Raw genomic sequence first — 22,940 nt, forward strand, 5'->3', positions numbered from 1 at the left:
GCTATTGAATAAACACAGCAGTTGTGAGGGACGGAATCGTAAAGGTTCCGTCCTTATTATTTTTAACCTGATTAGTCTGGAACACTGCAGTTTCAGCAAAGCCTTCCGGCAGCTTAATGGTTGCTGCAGCATCTGATACATTGTGAATAACAAAAGCCTGTGAATCTTCATTTTTAATAATCCATGAAGAGAGGGCAGAGTTACCTGTATCGAGAGGAAGGAGTTCAGAATTAGCAGCAAAAGCTTTGCAGCTGTTTCTGAAGTTTATAATTCTTCTATAATAGTTGTAGAGAGAGTCTTTGTTTTTCTTCTGAACATCCAGTCCAATTGTTTTCTTGTTGTAAATGCAGTCTGCATCAGAAGCCCAGCTAGTCATATAAGATGGTTTCTTTTTTGCATCCATCTGTACCCAGAGGAATGGAGTTCTCTTTGTTTCGTCCTTTGTACCACTCATCATACCAAGCTCTTCGCCGTAGTACACAAATGGAATTCCCGGAGTAAGAAGATACATACCAGCTGCAAGCTTCAGTTCTTCTACATTGCCTTTGAGATTTCCTGCAAGGCGTGCCTGATCATGATTTGTAAGGAACGGAGCATCTATAAAATCTGCATTGTATTTTTTATACGCAGCAAAATCATTTTCGATAATATGTGCAAGGTTATTATTGCCGGCACTTTTTGTTTTGATAGAGTTCAGAATATAGTTGTCGCCCAAATCAAAATGGAAAACAGAATCAAGTCCTGCAAGTGCTTGAGCGCGGATGCTTGTTGTATCCCATACTTCTGCAACGCTGTAAGTGCGTGCATTTTTTGATTTAGTGAAGTCGATGATTTCTTTCCAGAATTCAGCAGAAGCCTTGTTTGATTCATCAAAGCCGGCTGGCATTTTTATTTTGTCGTAAATGTGGCCTGCAGCATCAAAACGGAAACCTGTAACACCTTTGTCCATCCAGAAGGCGAGTACGTTTTTAAGTTCTTCGCGAAGTTCAAGACTGTCTAAGTTAAAGTCCGGCATGCCGTCAAAAAACTCTCCTGCATAGTAAGAGTTTCCTACCTTGTTCCAAAGATTGTGTCCCCATACCTTTGTGTTCAGACTGTAACGGGTGTCATTTGCATCAATCCAGTGATACCAGTCTCTGTGCGGATCATCAGGATTTTTAGAAGCAAGGAACCATTTGTTAGTAGATGAAGAATGATTAAAGGTGATGTCGAGCATTACACAAATGCCTTTTGCTTTGCAGGCTGCAAGAAGATTTTCAAAATCCTGCATAGTACCGTACTGCGGGTTTACATCATAATAATCATCAACATCATAACCATGATAGGAAGGAGAAGGGTAGATAGGAAGAAGCCAGAGCCCTTTGATTCCGAGGTCTGAAAGATAGTCCAGATGCTGAGTAATTCCGTTGAAGTCTCCAATGCCGTCTCCGTCGCTGTCTGCAAAGGAGCGTACAAAAAGACTGTAATAAACACCGCTCTGCGGGTCACACAGAGCGGACGAAGAAGAGTTGGTTGCAGCGGTGTCCTTGCTGCAACCTGTGATACCAGCCAGAAAGGCCAGTATCAGGAAAATTGAAAAACTTTTTTTAATATGTGTGTTCATTATTCTTTTCCTCCAGTAGAGGCAAGTGACTGAAGCAGAGATTTTTGTCCGAGTACGAACAAAAATGTAAATGGAATAGCTACAAGAAGAGCTCCTGCGGCAAACATTGTAAAGTGGTCTGCGGCACGTCCATTAATCATTTCATAAAGTCCAACAGCGAGAGTCTTTTTGCTGTCGGTACGCAATACTAGGCGAGGGAAGATGAAGTCCATCCATGGGCCGGTAAAGCTTGTAAGAGCAAGGAAGATAATCTGAGGCTTAGCAGCTGGTACAACAACTTTAATAAAAGCTCCCAGAGGTGTTGCTCCATCAATATAAGCAGCTTCTGCAATATCATGAGGAATTGTGTCAAAGTAGCCTTTCATAAGCCATGAGTTGAAAGGAATACTTCCTGTTGAATAAACAAGTACAAGCCCCCACAAAGTATTCAGAGCATTAAGCTTCCACAGAATTACATAAGTAGCAATCATTCCAATAAAACTTGGGAACATCTGAAGAATAATCATAGATGCCATGATAGGTTTACGGAACGGGAATGTAAAACGGCTGAAAATGTAACCACAAAGACTGCATACAAAAACTGTAATGAACATGTTTGAAGTTGCAATAATCAGAGTGTTTAAGTACCAGTGGAAGTAGTTTGATTCCTTGAACAATCGCTGATACTGATAAATTGAAAACTTATGCTTGAACGGTACAATGCTTGTAGAAGCAAGAGAGTTAGAGTCAGAGAACGAAGCACTGATTGTAAAAGCAAGAGGATATAAAACCAATAGTACCTGAATTACAAGAATGATTGTAAGCAGAACTACTGAAACAGATATTTTGTTTGTTCTTTCCATTTTTTCTTTCATTATAGTTCACCATCCTTGAATGCTTTTGTGTGAGTAAAGTTGTACAAAGCAAACGGTACAAGCACAATAAATACCAGAATAGAAAGTACAGAAGCAAGCTGATACTGGTTTGGAGTATTCATTGTGAGCTTGTAGATCCATGAAATCAGAAGATCTGTTGAACCTGCCTGTGTTGAAATGGTGAGGTTTTCAGTTCCGAACATGAGGTTTGGACCACCGCTTGTAAGGAAGAAGACTGCACCAAAGTTATTAATGTTTCCTGCGAACTGCATAATCAGTGCAGGCTTGAGCTGATACATTACAAGCGGGAAAGTAATATGAATGAACTGCTGCCAGCGGTTAGCACCATCAATCTGAGCAGCTTCATACTGAGCCTGCGAAATTGCAGTCATAGAACTTGTTGTAAGAATCATACTATATGGGAAACCAATCCAGATGTTTACAAGAACAAGAGTGAGCTTTGCAACATTCGGATTAGAAAGCCATGGAATACCCTGAGTTATAATATGCCAGTACTGAAGAGTTCTGTTGATAGGACCAAAGGTTCCGTTAAGAAGGTTAGCCCATACAAAGAGAGAAAGCATCTGAGGAATGGCATAAGGAAGAATAAAAATTGTGCGGTAGAATTTTGGGAACTGGATGCGCTTGTCGCGGAGAATTACCGCAAACATAAAGCCGGTAAAGAAACAGGTGAAAGTAGAAAGAACAGCCCAGAGGACAGTCCATCCTGCTACACGAGCAAAGGCTTTAGGCCAGTTACCGCCAACGTTCCTTGAGAACATTGTTGTAAAGTTTGAGAATCCAACCCAGTCTACCAGATTCTTTGGTGGAATGTGGTCTGGAGATGAATAGTTGGTAAATGCAATCAACATTGAGAACAGAAGTGGAATCAATGTAAAGATTGAAAGCATAAGTAAAGATGGAGTGATACCAAGAACTGGGAAAGATTTTGTAGCAAGATGATTTCTTACTTCTTTTGCAGTTGGGTATCTTCCGCGTTTCAAAATACGCTCAGCGTCTTTTATACCTGATTTTACCTGTGTGATATAAAGGACAATAAAAATTGCAAGAATTATAATAGTAAAAAGACCTTCAATCAGCATGAAGATTGAGTGGTCAAGTTGTTTTATCGGCGTTCCTTCTGGTTTTGGAGAGCCGAGTGTAATAACACCGTAAAGTGTTGTTGGAATGACAGAGTTGAAAACCGGTGTACAGCACAGAATCATGATGACTTCAAAAATCATCAGAAGAATTCCACGAACATATTGTTTTAAGAAAAGAACCTGACCAAGCCCCATAAAGCAGCATGAAGCTACTTTTGTTTTCTGAGGCAGGTTAGCATCTAATGTGCTTACGCTCTCTGTGTTCGTAATTGTATTTTCCATAAAGAAAGACCTCAAAAAAAAGGTCATTGCAGATTAGCGGAGTATTAACCAAGCTGCAATGACCATGTAGTTTAATTATAATTTAATTAGTTAGCAGCTTCCATTGCGGCAGCAGCAGCGTCAAGATCCTGCTTAACATTGTCGCCGTCCCAGATTCCGCCGTAAGCACTACCCATTGCAGACCAGTATGTACCCATCTGTGGGATTGTTGGCATAGGGAATGCGTAAGCAGCCTGTGAAAGGATTCCGTTAGAAAGTGGATCAGTAATTGTGATGTCCTTTCTTGGTGGGATCTGTGCTGTGAACTCAAATCTCTTTTCGAGGCAAGCCTTAGACATAAGGAACTTAGCGAAGTCCTGAGCTTCTGCCGGGTGTTCAGAGTAAGCACTTACGAAAGCGATACGTACACCAGAGAATGATGTAGCAGGTTTTCCATCGCCGAAGCCTGGAAGAGTTGTAATACCAAAGTTTTTTACAGTCTTGCTGAAGTCTGAAATCTTCCATGGTCCTGTGATGATCATAGGAGCCTTTCCTTCTTCGAATGAAGAGTTACAGAAGTCGTCAGAAAGGTCAGCAGAAGGAACGTCGAGAATCTTCTTTCTCAAATCCTGGAAATACTGAAGTCCCTTGATTGTTGCTGGAGCATTGATTCCATGCTGTGACTTATCAGAACCGTTAGGTCCGAACAAAGATGTGCCGTAAGCGCTCATGAACATGTAAGAGTAGTATGCGTTACCTACACCCCATACGAGAGCGTATTTGTTCTGTGACTTATCGTTCCAAGTTTTAGCGTATTCAACAACTTCGTCCCATGTTTTTGGTGGGTTCTTAATGATGTCCTTGTTGTAGAACAATGCGTATGTTTCAATTGCAAGTGGGTAGCCGTAAAGTTTTCCATCATAAGTACCTGCAACTTTTGCTGCGTCTACGAAATCATTAATGAAAGATGTGTCTTCTACTGGGAGTACATGTCCACCAGCTACAAGAGCTCCAACGTGATCATGAGGTGCAACAAATACATCAGCTCCAACTCCAGCCGGGCCGTCCAGCTCAATCTTTGCACGTGCATCTGGTGAACCAACTGGCTCATAAATGATTTCAATGTTTGGATGGCTCTTCTTATACTCAGCAGCAGCCCATTCCATGAACTGGCGCTCTGGACCATCAGATTCCCACATCTTGAGAGTTACTTTTTTCTCTGAGCAGGAATTAAAAAGAAATACCGAAAGACATGCAAATGCAGCCAATACCTTAACAGATTTTTTCATATTACCTCCAAATATGAGTGGACTCCTTTTTTCCACTCAAAATCCTGTTATAGTTTTATTATATCCTTGATAGATATACTTTCAAAAAAAATTTTTTTAGCGGTACTTTTCTTTTATTTTGATGTGAAAATCGTACTATTTTCACCTTTTTTTCAATTAAAAACCGCTTTGTGCAATCAGAATTCCGTCGGAATCGAGGGTTCTGGTTTGCGCATTAAATCCATTTTTGAACAGAACTTTTGTTCCATCCAGCAAGTTAGAAACTTCTTCCTGCTTGCCTGAGAAGTTTACGATGATGAGAATGTTGTTCTCGCCGTCGTTTTTCTTCAGACAGAGAAGACGATCTTTTCCTTCAATGTGTTCAAAACTCATTTCATATGAACTCATTGCAGTGTTTGTTTTTCTCAAATAAATCAGCTGCTTAATGATGTCCATCTCTTCGTCGCATTTTCCACTTTCAATATCTTTCCATGGCATGCAGCGGCGACAGTCAGGATCTTTTCCACCTTCAAGGAAAACTTCTGTACCGTAATAAATACATGGTGAGCCTGGCATAGCAAACATTACGGCGAGCATCTGAAGAGCTTTATTGCGGCTGCCGGCTTTTGTAACAAGACGCATTGTGTCGTGGCTGTCCATCAGGTTGAACATTACTTTCTGTGTCTGCTGGAAATAATCTGTGAGACAGCGGTTTACGTCCTGTTCAAAGCTGTGGCTTGTGCGTTCTTTGTCCAGAGCAAAATTGTAAATTGCATTCTGAAGAGGGTAGTTCATGATTGCGTCAAATTCGTTTCCGCGAAGCCATGGAATTGAGTTGTGCCAGATTTCACCGATGATATAAAAATCATTCTTAAGACCGCGCATACGGGTCTGAAGTTCACGGCAGAAGTCATGGCAAACTTCATTTGCAACGTCCAGACGGAGTGCATCAATGTCATATTCTTTTACCCAGAACTCGCAGGCATCAATCAGATATTTGCGAACTTCCGGATTATTTGTGTTGAACTTTGGCATGTAATCGCAGTAAGCAAAGGCAAAAAACTTACCTTCGTCTGCGTTATGGCCTGGCTTTCCAGGGAAACTCCAGTCATTTACCATATACCAGTCGGCATATTTTGAGTTCTGGCGGTTTTTAAGTACATCCTGCCAGGCAAAAAACTCCCAGCCCGAATGATTGAAAACACCGTCCAGCATAATTCTGATACCGTATTTATGTGCTTCGGCAACAAGCTTTTTCATATCTTCTTTTGTACCAAAGTCCGGGTCGATATCAAAATAATCAGTTGTGTCATATTTATGCTGAGTTGTAGAGCAGTTAACCGGATTAAGGTAAATACCAGTAATTCCAAGGTCTGCAAGATAACTCATTTTTTCTGTGATGCCGCCAAGATTTCCGCCAAACTTCTGTTCGTTAGTTACAACAGTGTCTCTGTCTGGCCATGGAGAAAGTCCTTCCTTTTTATCAGCAATAGGACCTTTTCTGAAACGGCTTGGGAAAATCTGATACCATACAGTATTCTCTGCCCATTTAGGAGGATTACAGATATCATTCTGATTCATCCATGGGAAAATGAAAGGGTAGTATTCATCTTCGGCGCGGTGAAAATCCTCTTCACAAACAAGTCCGCTTTCACCGTAGATATAAGAATCATCTCCTGCTTTAATATTGAAAAAATATTTACAGCGTTTGAATTTTGGCTGGAGCTTGATTGTCCACCACAAATGATTCTGGAGCTCTTTTTTCTCTGTGACTTCGACCGAGGTATACTGCCAGGTATAGTTAGAAGCGTTGTTAGAAAGCCCCCAGTCAAAAGGGTCTCCCCAAAGAAGAAAAACCTTTTCAACTTCCTTACCTGTGCGAAGATTAATTATCAGGTTATCCTTATCAAGTGGATAACAATAGTTGTCAAAAGCATGATGTTCAATTGCATTTAAATGTATCATGATTCGAATATAATATTGCTTTATTACGTTTTGTAGTGTTATAATTTCCTAAAAATATGACAAAAGTTACTTTTTTAGGGAGATTTGAATAGATATGATTAATGCAAAAAAGCAGGAATCGAGACCGAGAGGTTCTGTTTCTTATCCGATGGAATATTACAGAATAGACACTTCCGAGCCAAATTATGATCTTCCTTATCATTGGCATATTGAGTTTGAGTTTATTCATATTCTGCGCGGGGAGTACACTTTGTTTGCCGGCACAAGAGAATATGTTTTGAAGGCCGGAGATTTCTTTTTGATGTCCAGTGGTATTCTCCATGGAGACAGTGAACGGTTCCGCGGTAAGTGTATTTACGAATCACTCGTTTTTGATCCGAACATCATGATGATTAATAATTACGCCACAGTTCCTTTTTTAGAGCGGCTGATTGAAGGCGAAAATTATTTTTCTATTTTACAGTGCACAGACGAAACTGATTTTTCAAAGAGACTTTTAGAATTGTTTAAAACCGTAAAGGCTAAGAACGAAGGTTATGCCTACGAAACAATCAGTCTTTTGTTCCAGCTGTTCGGCTTTATTGATCTTCATAAAATGTATGAACGTAATGAGCATTACATGAAGGAGAACGGAAAACTTATCTGGCTCAAGTGTGTAATGAATCTGATTAAGCAGAAGTACGGAGAATCTATAAGCCTTGCACAGATGGCAGACAGTGCTGGTTTTTCTCCAAAATATTTCTGCCGTGTTTTCCATGAAGTAACACATTACACTCCAATGGAATATCTTAATCAATATAGAATAAACCGTGCTGCAGAAATGCTTTTGGGTACAGATGAATCTATAGAAGATATTGCATATGACTGTGGTTTTAATGACATCAGTTATTTTATAAAATTATTCAAAAGATATAAAAATAAAACTCCGTTGAAGTACAGGGCAGAAGGACAGGAAGAGACTGCCCCGGTTCAGATGGACAAAAAAAGTGAGCATGAAAATGAGAAGACTGAATAAAAAAATTTTGCTGATTATTATTGTGGCTGCGTTGTGCGCCGGCGGATATTTTGCATGGGATTATTTTGGAAACAAAGAAGAAAAGATTTCTTATGTTGATTTCTGGCAGTGTGTTGAAGCAGGCGAAGTTTCGTCTGTAAAGATTGAAGGCGAGACTCTTCATTTTACGGTAAAGTCCAGCCCGGTAAAATTTAAAACACAAAATCCTAATTCACCTGTTTTGCAGGAAGAATTGATGAAGCGCGCAATTGAGGTTTCAATTGCAAAAGACGGTACAGAAATTCTTTCTTTGATTTTTGATTTGATTTTCTATCTCTTTTTCTTTGGAGTGATTTTTATTGCTTTCAGAAAATTCATTTCTCCGAACACGTTCAAAGTTGTTCATAAAACCGGCGTAAAGTTTGATGATGTTGTTGGAATGGACAAGCTTAAGCGCGATATGGTGCAGGTAATGGAGATTATGAAAAAGCCTGCTGAGTATGCAAAGAAGGGACTTCGCATGCCAAAGGGCATTCTTCTTGAAGGCGATCCTGGAAACGGAAAAACTCTTTTTGCAAAAGCGCTGGCAGGGGAGTCTAAGATAAACTTTATTCCTGCCAAGGCAACTGATTTTGAAAGTATGTTTATGGCCATTGGTCCTTTGAAAGTAAAGCTTCTTTTTAAGAAGGCAAGACGACGCGCTCCTTGTATTGTATTTATTGATGAGTTTGATGGAATCGGTACAATCAGAAATTACAGTGGTTCTGCAATTGAAACTGAGAACACCAGAATTGTAACTGCGCTGCTTAATGAGCTGGACGGCTTTGAAGCGAGCAATGGAGTTCTTGTGATTGCGGCAACCAACAGCATTAAGGCTCTGGACCCGGCTTTGATTCGTCCGGGCCGTTTTGATGCAAAGCTTACAGTGCCATATCCAGATGAAGATGCACGCCGCCAGCTTGTAGAAATGTACACAAGAGGAAAATCACCAGCCGCAGAATGCAGTCCCGAAGCGCTGGCCCGCCTTTTCAACGGCTATTCCTGCGCAATGATCGAAAGTATTCTTAATAACGCAGCCCTCCGGGCAGGTCAGGACGGCCGCCCGGAATTCACGCTGGCAGATGTAAAAGCCGCCACCGAGGAAGCCTAAGCCGCCGGCGCGGCCGCTAAGCCTAAAAGTCCACAACCTTCACCGACTTAACGATGAGGCTGCGGCCATTTATAATGATTTCACCTGTTTCTTCAAGGACTTGAGCAAGCTTTTCATCAATAGTCAGAGAAACTGTGCCTGAGTTTTTTATTTCAATACACCAGCCGTCTTTAAGAGTTCCGCCTTTTATTTTGACATTCTTCTGCTGAACAAGATCACACCATTTCAGGTCCGGATCATTATAACCAATCTGCATTATCGCATCAGAGCCGGTTGTTTCAATTTCGAATTCAAGTTTATACTTTGGAGGAGTTGAACGCACCAGAACGCTCGAATCAATACCAAAGCCATCATCAAAATCCTTTTCTACAACAGGCTCAGAAATAAGATTTTTTCCGACGATGCTCTCAATTTTTATAGTATTCTTTTTTACAAAATCATCACTTAAAGGATATTCCTTTCCTTCGCAGCCATAAATCAGAGTATCAACATATTCATCTTCATACCATTTCAAATCCTGATATGATAAATAACCAAAACAATTCCACTTGCAGGTGTAATCAGCGTCATTAATCATAGTTACGTTGCAGGAACGGCCAGGCTTTTTTGCTTCTTCAAAAAATACTTTAAGACAGTCTATGCGTTCCATAACCGGAATTGAACGGTCATGCAAACCTTCAGACATATAAACCGGAATATGCTTAGAAAAATACAGCTTGTCATAAGTAGCAAACCATTCCTTAAGATGTCTCTTTACAGAATCATGTAAGATCTTTTTTGAATAAGGCTTTCCGCAGCCCATAGGATAGCAGTGGAAGGTTGGAATGAGTTTGTCCTTAACCTTGTCCTTTGGAAGGGAGAAGACCTTACTGTAAAGGGACTTCTCTGCTCCACTATAACCTTCTACCATTATAAAGCGTTTTGCGTTGTTTCCACCGGTTGAACGGATTGTATCTACAATCGCCTGATTATATTCCTTCAAAATAGAATAATTTTTTTTGCATACTGCGCAATCGTCTTGTGGATGCCAGGCATGCTCGTGGAAGCAGTTAATAGGCTCGTTCAGAGTTTCAAAAATCAGATGTTCATCATAAGAGTTGTTGAAGGTCTGTGAATACTGAAGCCAGATTGCCTTTAAGAATCTCAGAGATTCTTTTTTATGTTTTTCATCTACAGAATAACCAGCAAAATGTACGCTTTCTTCAGTCATTTTGAGGTAAGCCTGGTCCTGCAGCATTTCTGCAACCGGACCGCACAAAATTACATACATATCTTCTTCAATAGCCCAGTCCACAACATCCTTCAATATCTTCATAAAGCGAGGGTCAATTGTGTAATCTTCATCAATAAGGTGAGCATAAGAAGCAACCTGAAGTCTTATGGTTTTAAAGCCTCTTTTTCTGATTGCCTGAATTATTTCCTTTGAAGGCTTTACATCACCAGACCAGGAGAAAGAGTCAAGTCCAAAATTCTGCCAGCCACTTACAGAATGCAAGGCTCCGTAATGAAAGCCTGCTCCAAGTCCGGCAACAAAATCCCAGGCGCTGATTGAATCATTAAAGTTTCCGCTTGTCGCTGTATCAATAAGAGGCGGCGTGCCATCCGGAGCTGCAGGATCAGTTTTCTGCGGGTTACTGACTTTTTCAAAAGAAATTTCATCAATTCTGAATTTATATTTTCTGATATGGTTTACCGACATAAAACCGAGGTTTTCCAGATTGGTAACTCCTTCTTTTATAGGAATTACCATTTCTGTAAGGTAAGAAGGACAGTATGTGCTGTCGCCCCAGTAGTCTGCAGTTGGATCATTTTTATATGCCGTATTCAAATGAAAACCATAGTCTCCCAGAGCCTTATACTTTATCCTTATGATATTGTATGAGCTGATATCTTTATCCAGCCACAATCCTAAGCCAACCTGCTCTTCATAATCACGGTCTATCGTAATAACCCTAGACGCCTTGTCATAAGTCATAGTCTTATCACCGTTAGCTGCGTCAATTGCATTCAGGTCAGCTTTAAAAGGCTTTACGTTCTGTGCAAAAAGGCACCCACATGAGAGAATAATTAAAAGAGATAAAATGAAATGTTTCATAGAACAATTATAGCATGAGAGCTTGAAAAGAGAAAAATTTTATGAGAGGTCTGCGAGAGCGGGCTATGCGCGTTCGGCCAGCTCTTCCCAGCGGGGATATTTTTCCGCAAGCAGAGCGTCAATTTCCTTGTAGCGTTCACCGGCAGCCCGAACTTCTTCAAAATCACTTGAGGCCATTTTTGCTTCGAGAGCCTTCTGCTCAGCTTCGAGCGCCGGGATTTCTTCGTTCAATTGTTCGAATTCTTTTTGTTCCTTGAAAGAGAGTTTCTTCTTTTGTGTTGGGGCAGATACGGTGGTTGAGTAAGCCGAAGGCTGTATCGAAACTACCGCAGAACTCGGAGTTTCATTTTTTGTCGTGGTGGTTTCGACCCTTCGACCAGGCTCAGGGACCGCAGGCTCAACCACCGTGATTCCAGATTTCACTACTGCATTTTTCTTTTGTTCTTCGCGGTAATCAATATATTCCGAACACTTACCAACAAAGCCCGAGATGTTTCCGTCTTCTTCCATGATGAAAAGACTGTCTACGGTTTTGTCCATAAAGTAGCGGTCGTGACTAACGAGCAGTAGGCAGCCCTGATAGCCTTCAAGGAACTGCTCAAGAATATTCATTGTAAAAATATCAAAATCGTTTGTAGGTTCGTCCAGGATGAGGAAGTTTGGGTTTTCAAGAAGGAGGCGTACGAGGTAAAGTCTCTTGCGCTCACCGCCACTAAGGCTGCTTACCGGGCTGTGCTGAATCTTTCCTTCAAAGCCGAACTCTTCAAGGAACTTTGTTGCACTCACTTCTTTTTTACCGTCGTTTAATGTCATGTGCTCTGCGGTTTCTTTTATGTATTCAAGAACGGTAAGGTTAGTATCTTTGAAAACCGGGTTCTGAGTGTAGTAGCCGAACTTTGTGTTTTCACCAACGACAACAGTTCCGCTGTCCGGGGCGAGGTTGCCGGTAATGATATTTAAGAAGGTTGATTTACCCGAGCCGTTATCACCAAAGATTCCGATTTTCTGTCCCTTTGTGAAGATGTAGGAGAAGTTCTTAATAACCGGTACGTACTCGGGGGCGTTACGGGGGCTTCCCCCGTTAGAAGGGGTAGCGGAAGAAGCGGTGGTTGAGCCTGTCGAAACTACCGGTTCTGAAGCGAGGGGAAGGCCTTCCCCTACATAACCTTTTGGATAATTCTTTGAAATGCCATGGAGTTCGAGAACTTTACCGCCCAGCCTTTTTCCCTTAACCTCAAAAGTAAAGCCCTTGTCAGCCTGGAACTTTTCGCGGTTGATGAGCTGCTCGTCGCGCTGGATGCGGGCTTTGATTTTTGTACCGCGGGCGCAGGGACCACGCAGCAGCCACTCGCGTTCAAAGCGCAGAACGGATTCAATGCGTCGCTCTGTGTTTGCTTCTATCTCGGCCTCGGTTTCTTTTTTCTCGAGGTACTGACTGTAGTTACCAACGTAGAGCTTAAGCTTGTTGCGTGCGAGCTCGTAGATATTTGTACAAACGGCATCCAGGAACCAGCGGTCGTGGGTAACCATGAGCACGGAGCGTTTTGTATCGTGCAGGTAATTCTGCAGCCAGAAAATTGTTGTGATGTCGAGATGGTTTGTAGGCTCATCCAGAAGAAGGAGCTTTGTGTCTTCTACAAGTACCTGAGCCAGAGCAACCTTTTTGCACATTCCGCCGGAAAGTGTTCCCATGCGGCGGGTCATGTCTGTAATGCCGAGAGTACTCAAAATTGAGCTGATCTGTGCTTCGTAATTCCACAGGTCGCCTGAGTCCATTTTGTGCATAATGGCTTCGTAGCGTGTCTGTAGCCCGGCGGACGCTTCCTTTGTTCCCATCTCCTCGCAGATTTCCTCGTACTCACGGATAACTGCAAGCTTTGGTGAATCATTCTTAAAAATATGTTCGCGAATTGTATCATCTGGATTAAAAGAAGGAGTCTGAGGCAGGTAAGAAACTCCGGCCTCTTTATTAATTACGACTGTACCTTCATCGGGCTGAAGAACGCCGGCAATTGTAGCGAGCAGGGTAGACTTACCTGTTCCGTTACGGCCAATGAGCGCTGCCTTTTCGCCTTCCTGAATACCAAAAGAAACTTCTGTAAAGAGCGGCTTTTCCCGCCCGATTTTTGCAAGATTATTAATAGAAAGAATGTTCACAAAAATGATTATAGCGATTTACTGAGAGTGTGAAAATTGGGGGCGAATATGGTGAAGGGGGCGGGGAGGTGATTTTTCCGACAAATTGGGGTAAGCGAGTGGTATTGTCGGAAAAATATAATGTTATTTTTAGCTGATGAAGTTGTTTTTCCGACAAAAGTTAGGGTTGAGTATTATTTTGTCGGAAAAGTTGAGGATTATTTGGTGCATGAGAATTGATTTTTCCGACAAACCGACAGTTGTGGGGTGATTTTGTAGGAAAATTGCAGATTTTCAACATTCTTGATTTCTGAATATTCCGACAAAACGACTATCTGTGTGGGCTTTTGTCAGAAAATACCCTGGTTGTAAAAATTATGATTATAGATATTTCCGACAAAAAGTGTTGGAAATATGAGTTTTGTCGGAAAAGTCATTATCTCATACAGTTTTTGTGATATAATAGCTGATTATGGGTGGAAAAAAGAAGTCTAAGAAAAATCAGAAATCAAAAGTAATATATGTTTTGCTAGGCCTTGTGCTGCTGCTTGTTGCGGGCGCCTGGTATCTTTATGGCAAACCGACTCTTGTAGTAGACGAGGGCGGCCTTACACTCGTACAGACTGAGCCACCGCTGATTAATGAAATTAAGGCGGAGATTTCGGCGGCTGCAGAAAATCTGGGGGGAGCCGGAGATATCAGCTCCGTAACGCCAGTTGCCAATACCACCGGCACCTCCGGTTCCAATCCCGCGCTCGACCAGGGGCATGCAGAAAACTCGCCTCTTTTCTGGGGAAATCCTTCTGACTCAATTAAGGACACGGCCGCTGCCAAAAACTACCTCATGGAAAAGCCACAGTTTACAATCTGCTACAACAACGAAACTTTGAACCCGAACTGGGTAGCCTGGCATCTTAGTCGCAGCGACCTTGGAGAAGCTGACCGTGCAGACACCTTCCGCCCGGACCCGGAACTTCCTTCAGAATGGTATGCCGTTCGTAAACAGGATTACAAGTTTCCGGCCTATGGTTTTGACCGCGGTCACATCTGCCCGTCTGCAGACCGCACCGCAAACACAGAAGATAATTCAATGACCTTCCTTATGACAAACATGGTTCCTCAGGCTCCTGACAATAACCGCATTGTCTGGGTGGCTCTGGAAAAGTATGAAAGGGAAGTGGTGCTGCAGGGTAAGGAAGCCTACATTTTTGCCGGTCCGCTTGGAGTGGGCGGTACCGGTGATAAAGGTTATTTTGAATCAATTCCTTTAAAGCTTAAAGATGGCACAGAGCTTTCAATTACTGTTCCGGCTTACACCTGGAAAATCATTATGTTCCTGCCGGAAGGTGATGACGATTTTTCCCGCATTGCCAGTGAGGCTGAAGTGCTTGCCGTTTGTGTTCCCAACGAAAAAGGTTGTGGCAAAAACGGCAGCTGGCAGCAATATCTGTGCAGCATCAATTATATAGAAGAAAACACCGGTTATAACTTTTTTGAGCTTTTAGATGATGAGCTTGAAGAAAACATTGAATCTCGGATTATGTCGGAAGCTGTCCAATAGAAGTTTTTTGTACAATTAATAACGATTTTTTTATATTTGAATCATTAGTATTGTCATGGTAAACTGTCCCGTATGGACAATAAAATTAAAGAGCTTTTATCTCAGCTCACTCTTGAAGAAAAAGCCGGACTTTGTTCCGGAAAAGATTTCTGGCGTACAAAGCCGGTAGACCGCCTCGGTATTCCTTCCATTATGGTAAGTGATGGTCCAAGCGGACTTCGTACACAGTTTGATAACGGCGTAGACGAAAACGACTCCCGCCCTGCAGTCAGCTTCCCGTCTGGCTGTGCTACTGCATCAAGCTTTGACCGCAACCTCCTTCGTCACCTGGGCGAAATCCTCGGTGAAGAAGCAAATAACTACAAGGTTTCTACAGTTCTCGGCCCTGCAATCAATATTAAGCGTTCACCGCTTTGTGGCCGTAACTTCGAATATCTTTCTGAGGACCCTTATGTTTCCGGAGAACTCGGTGCGGCTTATATCAACGGTGTTCAGTCAAAGAACGCCGGAACCTCAGTTAAGCACTTTGCCGCAAACAATCAGGAAACAAACCGCTTCTCTGTAAGCGAAACTGTAGATGAGCGCACTCTCCGCGAGATCTATCTTCCGGGGTTTGAAACCTGTGTAAAGAAGGCGGCTCCTACAACAATCATGTGTTCATACAACGCAATCAACGGCGAGCTTTCAAGTCAGAATAAGTGGCTTTTGAAAGACGTTCTCCGTGACGAATGGGGCTTTAAGGGCCTTGTTATGTCAGACTGGGGTGCTGTTTACGACCGTGTAAAGGGAATTAAAGCAGATCTCAGCCTCGAGATGCCATACAGTGGCGGCCACACAGATAACGACATTGTTCAGGCAGTAAAAGCCGGCACTTTGAGCATGGAAGAACTCGACGAAGCAGTTTCTCACGTACTCGAAATGGTAATGAATTATGTTGAGCATAAACAGGACGGCGTTTTTGATATGGATAAAGACCACGCTGATTCTGCAAAGATTGCCGAAGAGTCTTGTGTACTTCTTAAGAATGACAATGCAGCCCTCCCGATCAAAGCTCCTGCAGATAAAGTTCTCTTCGTTGGAACCTTCGCAGAAAATCCACGTTATGGTGGCGGCGGAAGCTCTAAAATCAAATGCTATAAGATGACCAGCGCCGTTGATGCCGCAAAAGAAGCCGGCCTCAGCGTAAAATATGTTAAAGGCTATAATGATGATTTTGAAACCACGACATCAGCCCTTACAGACGAAGCAGTTGCTGCTGCCCGCAATGCAGACACAGTTGTAGTTTTTGCAGGTCTTCCTGAAAGCTTTGAATCAGAAGGTGCAGACCGCACAACTTTGGATATGCCTCAGGTTCAGAACGAGCTTATTGAAAAACTCACTGCTGTAAACAAGAACGTAGTAGTAGTTCTTCATAATGGTGCTCCAGTTGCAATGCCTTGGGTAGATAAGGTTGCCGCAATTCTTGAATGCTACCTCGGTGGAGAAAACATTGGTACAGCACAGATTAATCTTCTTTTTGGAAAGGCAAATCCAAGCGGAAAGCTTGCAGAAACTTTCCCTCTCCGTCTTGAAGATACTCCATGTTATCTTACATATCCTGGAAACGGCCGTACTTGTATTTATTCAGAAGGAATCTTTGTAGGTTACCGCTGGTACGACAGCCGCAAGATGCCTGTTCTCTTCCCATTCGGACACGGTCTCAGCTACACAACTTTTGAGTACTCAAATCTCAAAGTTTCAAAGCCTGCCTTCAAAGATACTGATGGGGTAGAAGTAAGCATCACAATCAAAAATACCGGCAGTGTAGAAGGTAAGGAAGTTGTTCAGCTTTATGTAAGTGATAAAACCGGCGTAGAAGTTCGCCCTGAAAAAGAACTTAAAGGCTTTGATAAGGTTAGCCTCAAGCCTGGTGAGTCAAAGAAAGTTACCTTCAAACTTGACCGCCGTTCGTTTGCTTACTGGAACACAGACACTGGTGACTGGTATGCTCCGTCTGGAAAATACATCATCAGCGTAGGTGCTTCAAGCCGCGACATCCGAGCTACTGCCGAAGTTGATGTTACTTCATCTTCTAAAAAGGCATTCACAATCACACCTCAGACTACAATGGGCGACATGCTGCGTAACCGTGAAATGTCAGCTCTCATAAAGGATGATTTTGAGAAAGCCTGCTATGCAGTTATTGGTGATATGACTGATGAAGAGTTTGAAGCCAAGTTCCCGTTCACAAAGGGCGCAATGATTGAGATGATTAAGAGTAATCCATTCAGAAGCAACCGCGGCCGTAACGGTGTTACAATGGAAGATATCCTCAATCAAGTTGAAAAATACAATCAGGCATTAGATAAATAACGTGAAGCTGTAAAAATGGCTGAAACAAAAAAAATGGGTGTTGAATACATTATAAGTTATGGTGCAGCCGGCTTGACCGGCTGTCACAAATAATCTTATCGGTAGTCAATACCCATTTTTTTGTGTAAGCCATTTTTACAATCTACAGAGTTTAGATCTCTACATGCACCATAGTAGCGACTGGCTGTGCTGCTGCATAAACATTTCTGGTAGTTTTATAAGGATTCTTAAAGTTGTTGATTTGTGATTTGAGCTGTTCAATATGAACTCTCAGCAGGTCGCGGTTGATTGCGTTCTGTTTGAGAACCTTGTCCTGAAGATCTGAAAGTTCATTCTGAATCTTGATGATATCTGCATCTTCTGCGGCAGAGTTTCCTGCATTTGCCTTGTACATTTTAGCCATAGGCACAATAACCTTCTGAAGATTTGCGATATTCTTTACAACCTGCTGTTCAAGCTCTGTGTGTGCAAGGAGGCTTTCTGGATTTTCTGAAGTAATAGAGTCCTGCTGTTTTTCAAGAACTGTAAGATATTCGCGGAACTTACCGCGCTGTTCTTCCAAAAGACTTCTGAAACGACGCAAAATTGCAACGCGTTCGTCTAATTCTTTCTGTGTGATTTCTGCCATATTGTTTTTCCCTTTACCCTACAATATTCAGTGTATTTGCAACTTTTGCAGCTGGAGCGTTTGCAGTACTGTTTGCAATTGTTCTCCATGCGCCAGCCAGATCATCAATCTTAGTGAGTACAAACTCAATCTTAGATTTGTTATGGCTGATAGTTGCATCCATCAGTTCTTCATTAAAATACACGTACAGAGACATAAGATTTCTTGCGATGTCTCCGCCTTTTTCCATATCAAGTGAAACCTGAAGCTCTGTAATGATTGCCTGTGTTTTCTGAAGATGAATACCGAACTGTTCGATATCACCTGGTTTCAGCTTATCATCCTGTCCAAACAGGTTAAGTGCTGCTTTAAGATGCTTTACGGCACCTTCATAAAGTAAAACAACAAGACGTCCCTGACTTGCGGTGTTTACATTAGTTTTCTGATAAGCAGCATAAGCGTTCTGGTAAGCCATGTGCGATCCTCCTTGAAATCGGAATTCCGCGAATAATGCGGGTATTCTACTCTGATTCTCGGATTATAAAAAAAATAGTTTAGTAAAAAATTACAGATTTTTAAAAATTTTTATAAAATTACTTCCGCATTATAAACATGGAAAACGTAAACATTGGCTCCCGGTCGCGTATTTGCATATCAAAAACGCGCAATAATGCGCTTGACGTTGTGTGTGGTAAAGTAACTATATTACCTGCCGCTCACGCGGCAGCCACACACAAAGTCATTTTGACACGCAATTCCGCTTCCTCGCGCCAAAATTTTCTTAATTCTTTATAATCCCGAAAGTCTAAGTAAGAATTTTCTAATATTTTTATTTATAATCCAATTCAAAATCGAATTTAGTGGAAAAAAAGATATTTCTTTACTATATTTAATATATATCAAACGAATTTTTACTCAGGATACAGCGATGGCAGAGAATCAGAACGAAAATCAGACACCAAATAATGATGACAATGATCCATACAAGTTCTTTAAGTTTCCAGGACCGGAAAATAATGGAGATAAAGATAAGAAAAATAAGAATAACGGCAAAAAGAAGCTTCCATTTTGGCCGATTCTTCTGCTGACTCTTTTTGCAGTCGCAATGGCAGAGGTTTTCCTTTTCCCTAAAAATGATGATTTGATTGATTATTCAGACTTTAAATCAAAGATTGAAAGCGGTGAAATCAAATCTGTTGTAATCAGCGATAACTATTTTATTGGTTATGGTACTGTTATTGAAACTAAAACAGAAGGAAAGGGAATTAAACTCTTTAATGCGCCTTCTATTAAGTCTGCTGCTCAGTATAAAACTTCTGCTGTTCTTACTCAGAGCTTCCTCGATTTCCTTGAAGAAAACAATATCCACTATAAATTTGCTGCAAAACAGAATAACTGGTTTGTTCAGCTGCTTTTGAATCTGCTTGTACCATTTGGACTAATCTTCCTTATGTACTTCTTCCTCTTCAGAAAGATGGGCGGTGGCTCAGGCGGAATGGGAAGCATTTTCAGTGTAGGTAATTCCCGCGCTAAGGTTGTTGAAGAAGGTAAAATCAAAACCCGCTTTACAGATGTTGCTGGTGTAGATGAGGCTAAAGAAGAACTTGTAGAAGTTGTTGATTTCCTTAAATCACCTAAGAAATATACTGATATCGGTGGTAAGATTCCTAAGGGAGTGCTGCTTGTTGGTGATCCTGGAACCGGTAAAACTCTTCTTGCCCGCGCTGTAGCAGGTGAGGCTGGAGTTCCATTCTTCAGTATTTCCGGTTCAGACTTCGTTGAGATGTTCGTTGGTGTTGGTGCTTCCCGCGTTCGTGACCTCTTTAAGCAGGCCCGCGAAAAAGCTCCTTGTATTATATTTATTGATGAAATTGATGCTCTTGCCAAGAGTCGTGCAAACGGATTCTCAAGCAATGATGAGCGTGAACAGACATTGAACCAGCTCCTTGTTGAGATGGATGGTTTTGATAACGAAAAAGGTTTGATTGTGCTTGCCGCAACAAACCGTGTAGACGTTCTTGACCCCGCAATTCTCCGTCCTGGTCGTTTTGACCGCCAGGTTCCGGTTGAAAAGCCAGATGTAAAGGGGCGTGAAGAAATCCTCCGCATTCACGCAAAGAACGTAAAACTTGATAATGATGTTGATTTTGAGTCTATTGCTCACGGAACTACAGGCTTTGCCGGTGCAGACCTTGCAAACGTAGTAAACGAAGCAGCTCTTCTTGCAGTGCGCAATGGCCGCAAGAAGGTAACAATGGAAGATTTCAACGATGCTATTGATAAGGTAAGCATTGGTCTTAAAAAGAAGAGCCGCAAGGACAACAAAAAGCAGATGCGTCTTGTTTCTGTTCACGAAACAGGTCACGCCCTTGTTGCAGCCTTTAATCCAGACCACGAGCCTGTAAATAAGATTACAGTTGTACCTAGAAGCCACGGAGTAGGCGGCTTTACACAGTACCGCGAAGAAGGCGAAGAAAAGTTCAATATGACCCGCAAGGATATGATGGACGAAATCGACAGCCTGCTTGGTGGACGTGCCGCAGAAGAGGTAATCCTCGGCGACATTTCTACAGGTGCATCAAACGATATTGCCCGCGCAACAGACATTGTAAAGCGCATGATTACAGACTTTGGTATGTCAGACAAGTTCAAGAACATGACTCTTGGACGCGGTGTACTCGGAGCCCGTGGTGGAGACGCAAACCTTATCCGTGAGTTCTCAGAACAGTCTCAGAATTATATTGATGAAGAGATTGCCCGCATCATGGACGAGCGCTACAAGTACGTTGTAAAACTGCTGAAGCAGCATAAAGATCTTCTTGAATACATTGCTAACCGCCTTGTTGAAGTAGAAACAATGGATGGAAAAGAGTTCTACGAGATTGTAAAGGGCGAAGCTCATTGCAAGGAACTTACAGAAAGCGCTGGTAAGAAAGAAAAAACATCTGAGAAATCAGAGGAAGTTACTACAGCGAAAAAGCCTAGAGCTCCACGTAAATCTAAAAAAGAAGCGTAATCTATCATTTTAATCAACGGGCTTTCCGTATTATAAAATGATTAATCGTTATATTGCCTTCCGGTCGCGTATTTGCAGAACAAAAACGCGACCGGAAGCCAAAATATTCTTTAATTCTTTATACTGTATAAGCCATAAATACATATACCGTTATTTTTGAATAAGTAGACGTCAATGCGTTTTCACTGTATAATATCATGATATGAAAAAGCTTTTATTAACTTTCTGTGCATTCCTTTTTGTTTCAACTGTATTCGCACAGAACATCACAACCGCTAGCGCATATTTTAAGACTATTTCTGAATATTACGGAACAATCAAAGATTATGAAGTTGATTACGAGATTAGAATTGACAAATCAGAGTCTCGTGGAAAACTTTCGTTTAAGGCTCCAAATCTTTTGAGAATGGATTATACAAACCCGGAAGAGCAGGTAATCTGCTTTAATGGCGATGTTCTTACAATCTATATCAAAGAGCCGGCAGAGGCTGTTCTTCAGCAGCAGGTAAATGCCGGAAGTACCAGCAGTGCAACTACAATGACAACCCCTCAGGGACTCTCTCTTATGTCACGCTATTACACAGTTGCTTACGAAACAGGTCAGAATGCAGAACCTCTTGAAGAAGGATCTGATGAAATGGTTGTAAAACTCATTCTTACCCGTAAGAGTGCTTCAGAAGCCTTCAGATATATTAAACTTGCAATCAATGATGAAACAAAACTTATCCGCCGTATTGAAGCTGTAACTACAAAGGGCGAAGAGTTTGTTTTTGATTTCTATGACTATGTGCTGAATCAGAATATTTCGGAGCAGCGTTTTGTTTATGATGCTCCGTCTTCGGCTAACAACTATAATAACTTCCTGTTTACGGAGTAGGATGATATGGAAAGCTACGGTGAACTTTTAAAGACTACCCGCGAATCAAAACAGATTGATCTGGACCGCGCAAGCCGCGAAATCTCTATTGAAAAAAGATATCTTGCTGGTCTTGAAGCAGAAGATAATGCAGTATTCCCTGGCGATGCCTATATGATTGGCTTCCTTAAGAATTACGCAGATTATCTCGAGCTTGATTCTGAGTTTATACTTAAGCTTTTCCGTAATAAACAGATTCAGGAAGCTCCACTTCCTCAGGGACTCTACGAACCTCATAAACCGCGATATCTGCTTCCTGCAATTATAATTCCGTCTGTTCTGCTTGTTGCAGTTGTGGCTGTTGTTCTTACACTGCTTGTTGTAAAAAATAAGAATAAGGTAGAAGACGGTGTAGTTGTTTCAAGTGGTGCAAAGAACCGCCAGTATGAACTTTCAGATAAAAAGTTTGTTCAGCGTGTTTACAAGGGTGACCAGCTTTTTATTCCTACAGAAAACGACGGAAAAATTATTCTTACTGTACGTGATACTCTTTCTGCTTTCGGAATCGATACTCCATCTGGAGTTTACTATATTGAGCTTGCAGAAGAATCTGAACTTGATATCAATGGCGATAACGCTTCTGATATGATTGTTTATGTTTCGGACATTTCTTCTACAGACGAATCTCGTGGTGCTGAAGTAAGCATTCTTTTGCGTCACGGTGTTGCTGTTGAAACTTCGGTTGTTGCAGCAGAAGATATTCCATTTGCTTCAGAAGTTAAGTCTTCTCATCCATACAAGGTTATTCATGAAGACAATCGTGCATATCCGTTTACAATCAATGCAAGCTTCCGCGGTCCTTGTCTCTTCCGCGACCGCGTTGACAATTCGCAGTCGGTAGAGTCGTACTTCGCGCGCGGCGACTTATTCACCGCGACCCCTCGCAACGGTATCCGTTTGTGGATGTCTAACTTCAACACAGTTAAGATTACAATCATTGCCGACTCAAAATCATTCGACCTTGATATAGGTGCAGCTGGTCAGATTTTCGTAGAAGATATCAAGTGGATCAAAGACACCGACGGTAAGTATAAACTCGTAGTTATCGAACTGGACTAA

The 22,940-nt window shown here is 41.8% G+C and carries 16 protein-coding genes; 7 read left to right on the plus strand and 9 right to left on the minus strand.

Annotated features, from left to right (window positions below):
* Position 1 precedes the first annotated feature (1 nt).
* From BM161_RS08140 to BM161_RS08160, 5 genes are all read right to left on the minus strand, one after another.
* Entirely contained in the window at positions 2-1,603 is a 1,602-nt protein-coding gene (locus tag BM161_RS08140; RefSeq protein WP_083425733.1) for an alpha-amylase family glycosyl hydrolase, read from the minus strand.
* The gene (locus BM161_RS08145) at positions 1,603-2,445 is read right to left on the minus strand and encodes a sugar ABC transporter permease (protein WP_244882745.1); all 843 of its coding nucleotides are present in this window, start codon (positions 2,443-2,445) and stop codon (positions 1,603-1,605) included. Before BM161_RS08145 ends, BM161_RS08140 begins: the two co-directional genes overlap by 1 nt.
* Positions 2,446-2,456: 11 nt before the next feature.
* Positions 2,457-3,842, minus strand: coding sequence for a carbohydrate ABC transporter permease (locus BM161_RS08150; protein WP_074931507.1), 1,386 nt, complete (start codon positions 3,840-3,842; stop codon positions 2,457-2,459).
* A gap of 86 nt (positions 3,843-3,928) precedes the next feature.
* On the minus strand, positions 3,929-5,110 hold the full coding sequence (locus tag BM161_RS08155; RefSeq protein WP_074931508.1) for a sugar ABC transporter substrate-binding protein: 1,182 nt from the start codon (positions 5,108-5,110) through the stop codon (positions 3,929-3,931).
* Between the two features lie 156 nt (positions 5,111-5,266).
* Positions 5,267-7,054 carry a glycoside hydrolase family 13 protein gene (locus tag BM161_RS08160; RefSeq protein ID WP_074931509.1) on the minus strand — a complete coding sequence of 596 codons (1,788 nt, stop codon included), beginning with the start codon at positions 7,052-7,054 and terminating at the stop codon, positions 5,267-5,269.
* 94 nt (positions 7,055-7,148) lie between these two features.
* Here BM161_RS08160 and BM161_RS08165 point away from each other — a divergent pair, with 94 nt between their 5' ends.
* Together BM161_RS08165 and BM161_RS08170 are read left to right on the plus strand one after the other, a co-directional pair.
* A complete protein-coding gene (locus BM161_RS08165) occupies positions 7,149-8,069 on the plus strand; it encodes an AraC family transcriptional regulator (protein ID WP_074931510.1) in 921 nt (306 codons plus the stop codon).
* Positions 8,053-9,198, plus strand: a complete 1,146-nt coding sequence (locus tag BM161_RS08170) for an FtsH/Yme1/Tma family ATP-dependent metallopeptidase (protein ID WP_074931593.1) — start codon at positions 8,053-8,055, stop codon at positions 9,196-9,198. The genes BM161_RS08165 and BM161_RS08170 overlap by 17 nt, the downstream gene beginning before the upstream one ends.
* A 22-nt stretch (positions 9,199-9,220) precedes the next feature.
* On the opposite strand, the gene BM161_RS08175 is transcribed toward BM161_RS08170, so the two are convergent.
* Together BM161_RS08175 and BM161_RS08180 are read right to left on the minus strand one after the other, a co-directional pair.
* Positions 9,221-11,293: a glycoside hydrolase family 5 protein gene (locus tag BM161_RS08175; RefSeq protein WP_074931511.1), complete on the minus strand. Its 2,073-nt coding sequence runs from the start codon at positions 11,291-11,293 to the stop codon at positions 9,221-9,223.
* Positions 11,294-11,356: 63 nt separating this feature from the next.
* Positions 11,357-13,450, minus strand: coding sequence for an ABC-F family ATP-binding cassette domain-containing protein (locus tag BM161_RS08180; RefSeq protein ID WP_074931512.1), 2,094 nt, complete (start codon positions 13,448-13,450; stop codon positions 11,357-11,359).
* A 451-nt stretch (positions 13,451-13,901) separates the two neighbouring features.
* Between BM161_RS08180 and BM161_RS08185 the strand changes: the two genes are divergently transcribed.
* On the plus strand, positions 13,902-14,990 hold the full coding sequence (locus BM161_RS08185) for a DNA/RNA non-specific endonuclease (RefSeq protein WP_083425735.1): 1,089 nt from the start codon (positions 13,902-13,904) through the stop codon (positions 14,988-14,990).
* A gap of 72 nt (positions 14,991-15,062) precedes the next feature.
* On the plus strand, positions 15,063-17,342 hold the full coding sequence (locus tag BM161_RS08190) for a glycoside hydrolase family 3 C-terminal domain-containing protein (RefSeq protein ID WP_074931513.1): 2,280 nt from the start codon (positions 15,063-15,065) through the stop codon (positions 17,340-17,342).
* 151 nt (positions 17,343-17,493) lie between these two features.
* Here the strand turns inward: BM161_RS08190 and flgN are convergent, their stop codons facing one another.
* Positions 17,494-17,970: a flagellar export chaperone FlgN gene (flgN, locus tag BM161_RS08195; RefSeq protein ID WP_074931514.1), complete on the minus strand. Its 477-nt coding sequence runs from the start codon at positions 17,968-17,970 to the stop codon at positions 17,494-17,496.
* A gap of 13 nt (positions 17,971-17,983) precedes the next feature.
* On the minus strand, positions 17,984-18,424 hold the full coding sequence (gene fliS / locus BM161_RS08200) for a flagellar export chaperone FliS (RefSeq protein ID WP_074931515.1): 441 nt from the start codon (positions 18,422-18,424) through the stop codon (positions 17,984-17,986).
* 453 nt (positions 18,425-18,877) lie between these two features.
* Between fliS and ftsH the strand changes: the two genes are divergently transcribed.
* The 3 genes from ftsH to BM161_RS08215 all read left to right on the plus strand — a co-directional run bounded on the left by ftsH (position 18,878) and on the right by BM161_RS08215 (position 22,940).
* Positions 18,878-20,965 (plus strand): ATP-dependent zinc metalloprotease FtsH, encoded by a 2,088-nt coding sequence (gene ftsH, locus BM161_RS08205; protein WP_074931516.1) that lies wholly within the window; start codon positions 18,878-18,880, stop codon positions 20,963-20,965.
* Positions 20,966-21,167: 202 nt separating this feature from the next.
* On the plus strand, positions 21,168-21,842 hold the full coding sequence (locus tag BM161_RS08210; RefSeq protein WP_074931517.1) for a LolA family protein: 675 nt from the start codon (positions 21,168-21,170) through the stop codon (positions 21,840-21,842).
* A 6-nt stretch (positions 21,843-21,848) separates the two neighbouring features.
* Positions 21,849-22,940 (plus strand): helix-turn-helix domain-containing protein, encoded by a 1,092-nt coding sequence (locus BM161_RS08215; protein ID WP_074931518.1) that lies wholly within the window; start codon positions 21,849-21,851, stop codon positions 22,938-22,940.

The sequence above is a fragment of the Treponema bryantii genome (genome assembly GCF_900113965.1).
GTDB classification, from domain to species: Bacteria; Spirochaetota; Spirochaetia; order Treponematales; family Treponemataceae; genus Treponema_D; species Treponema_D bryantii_A.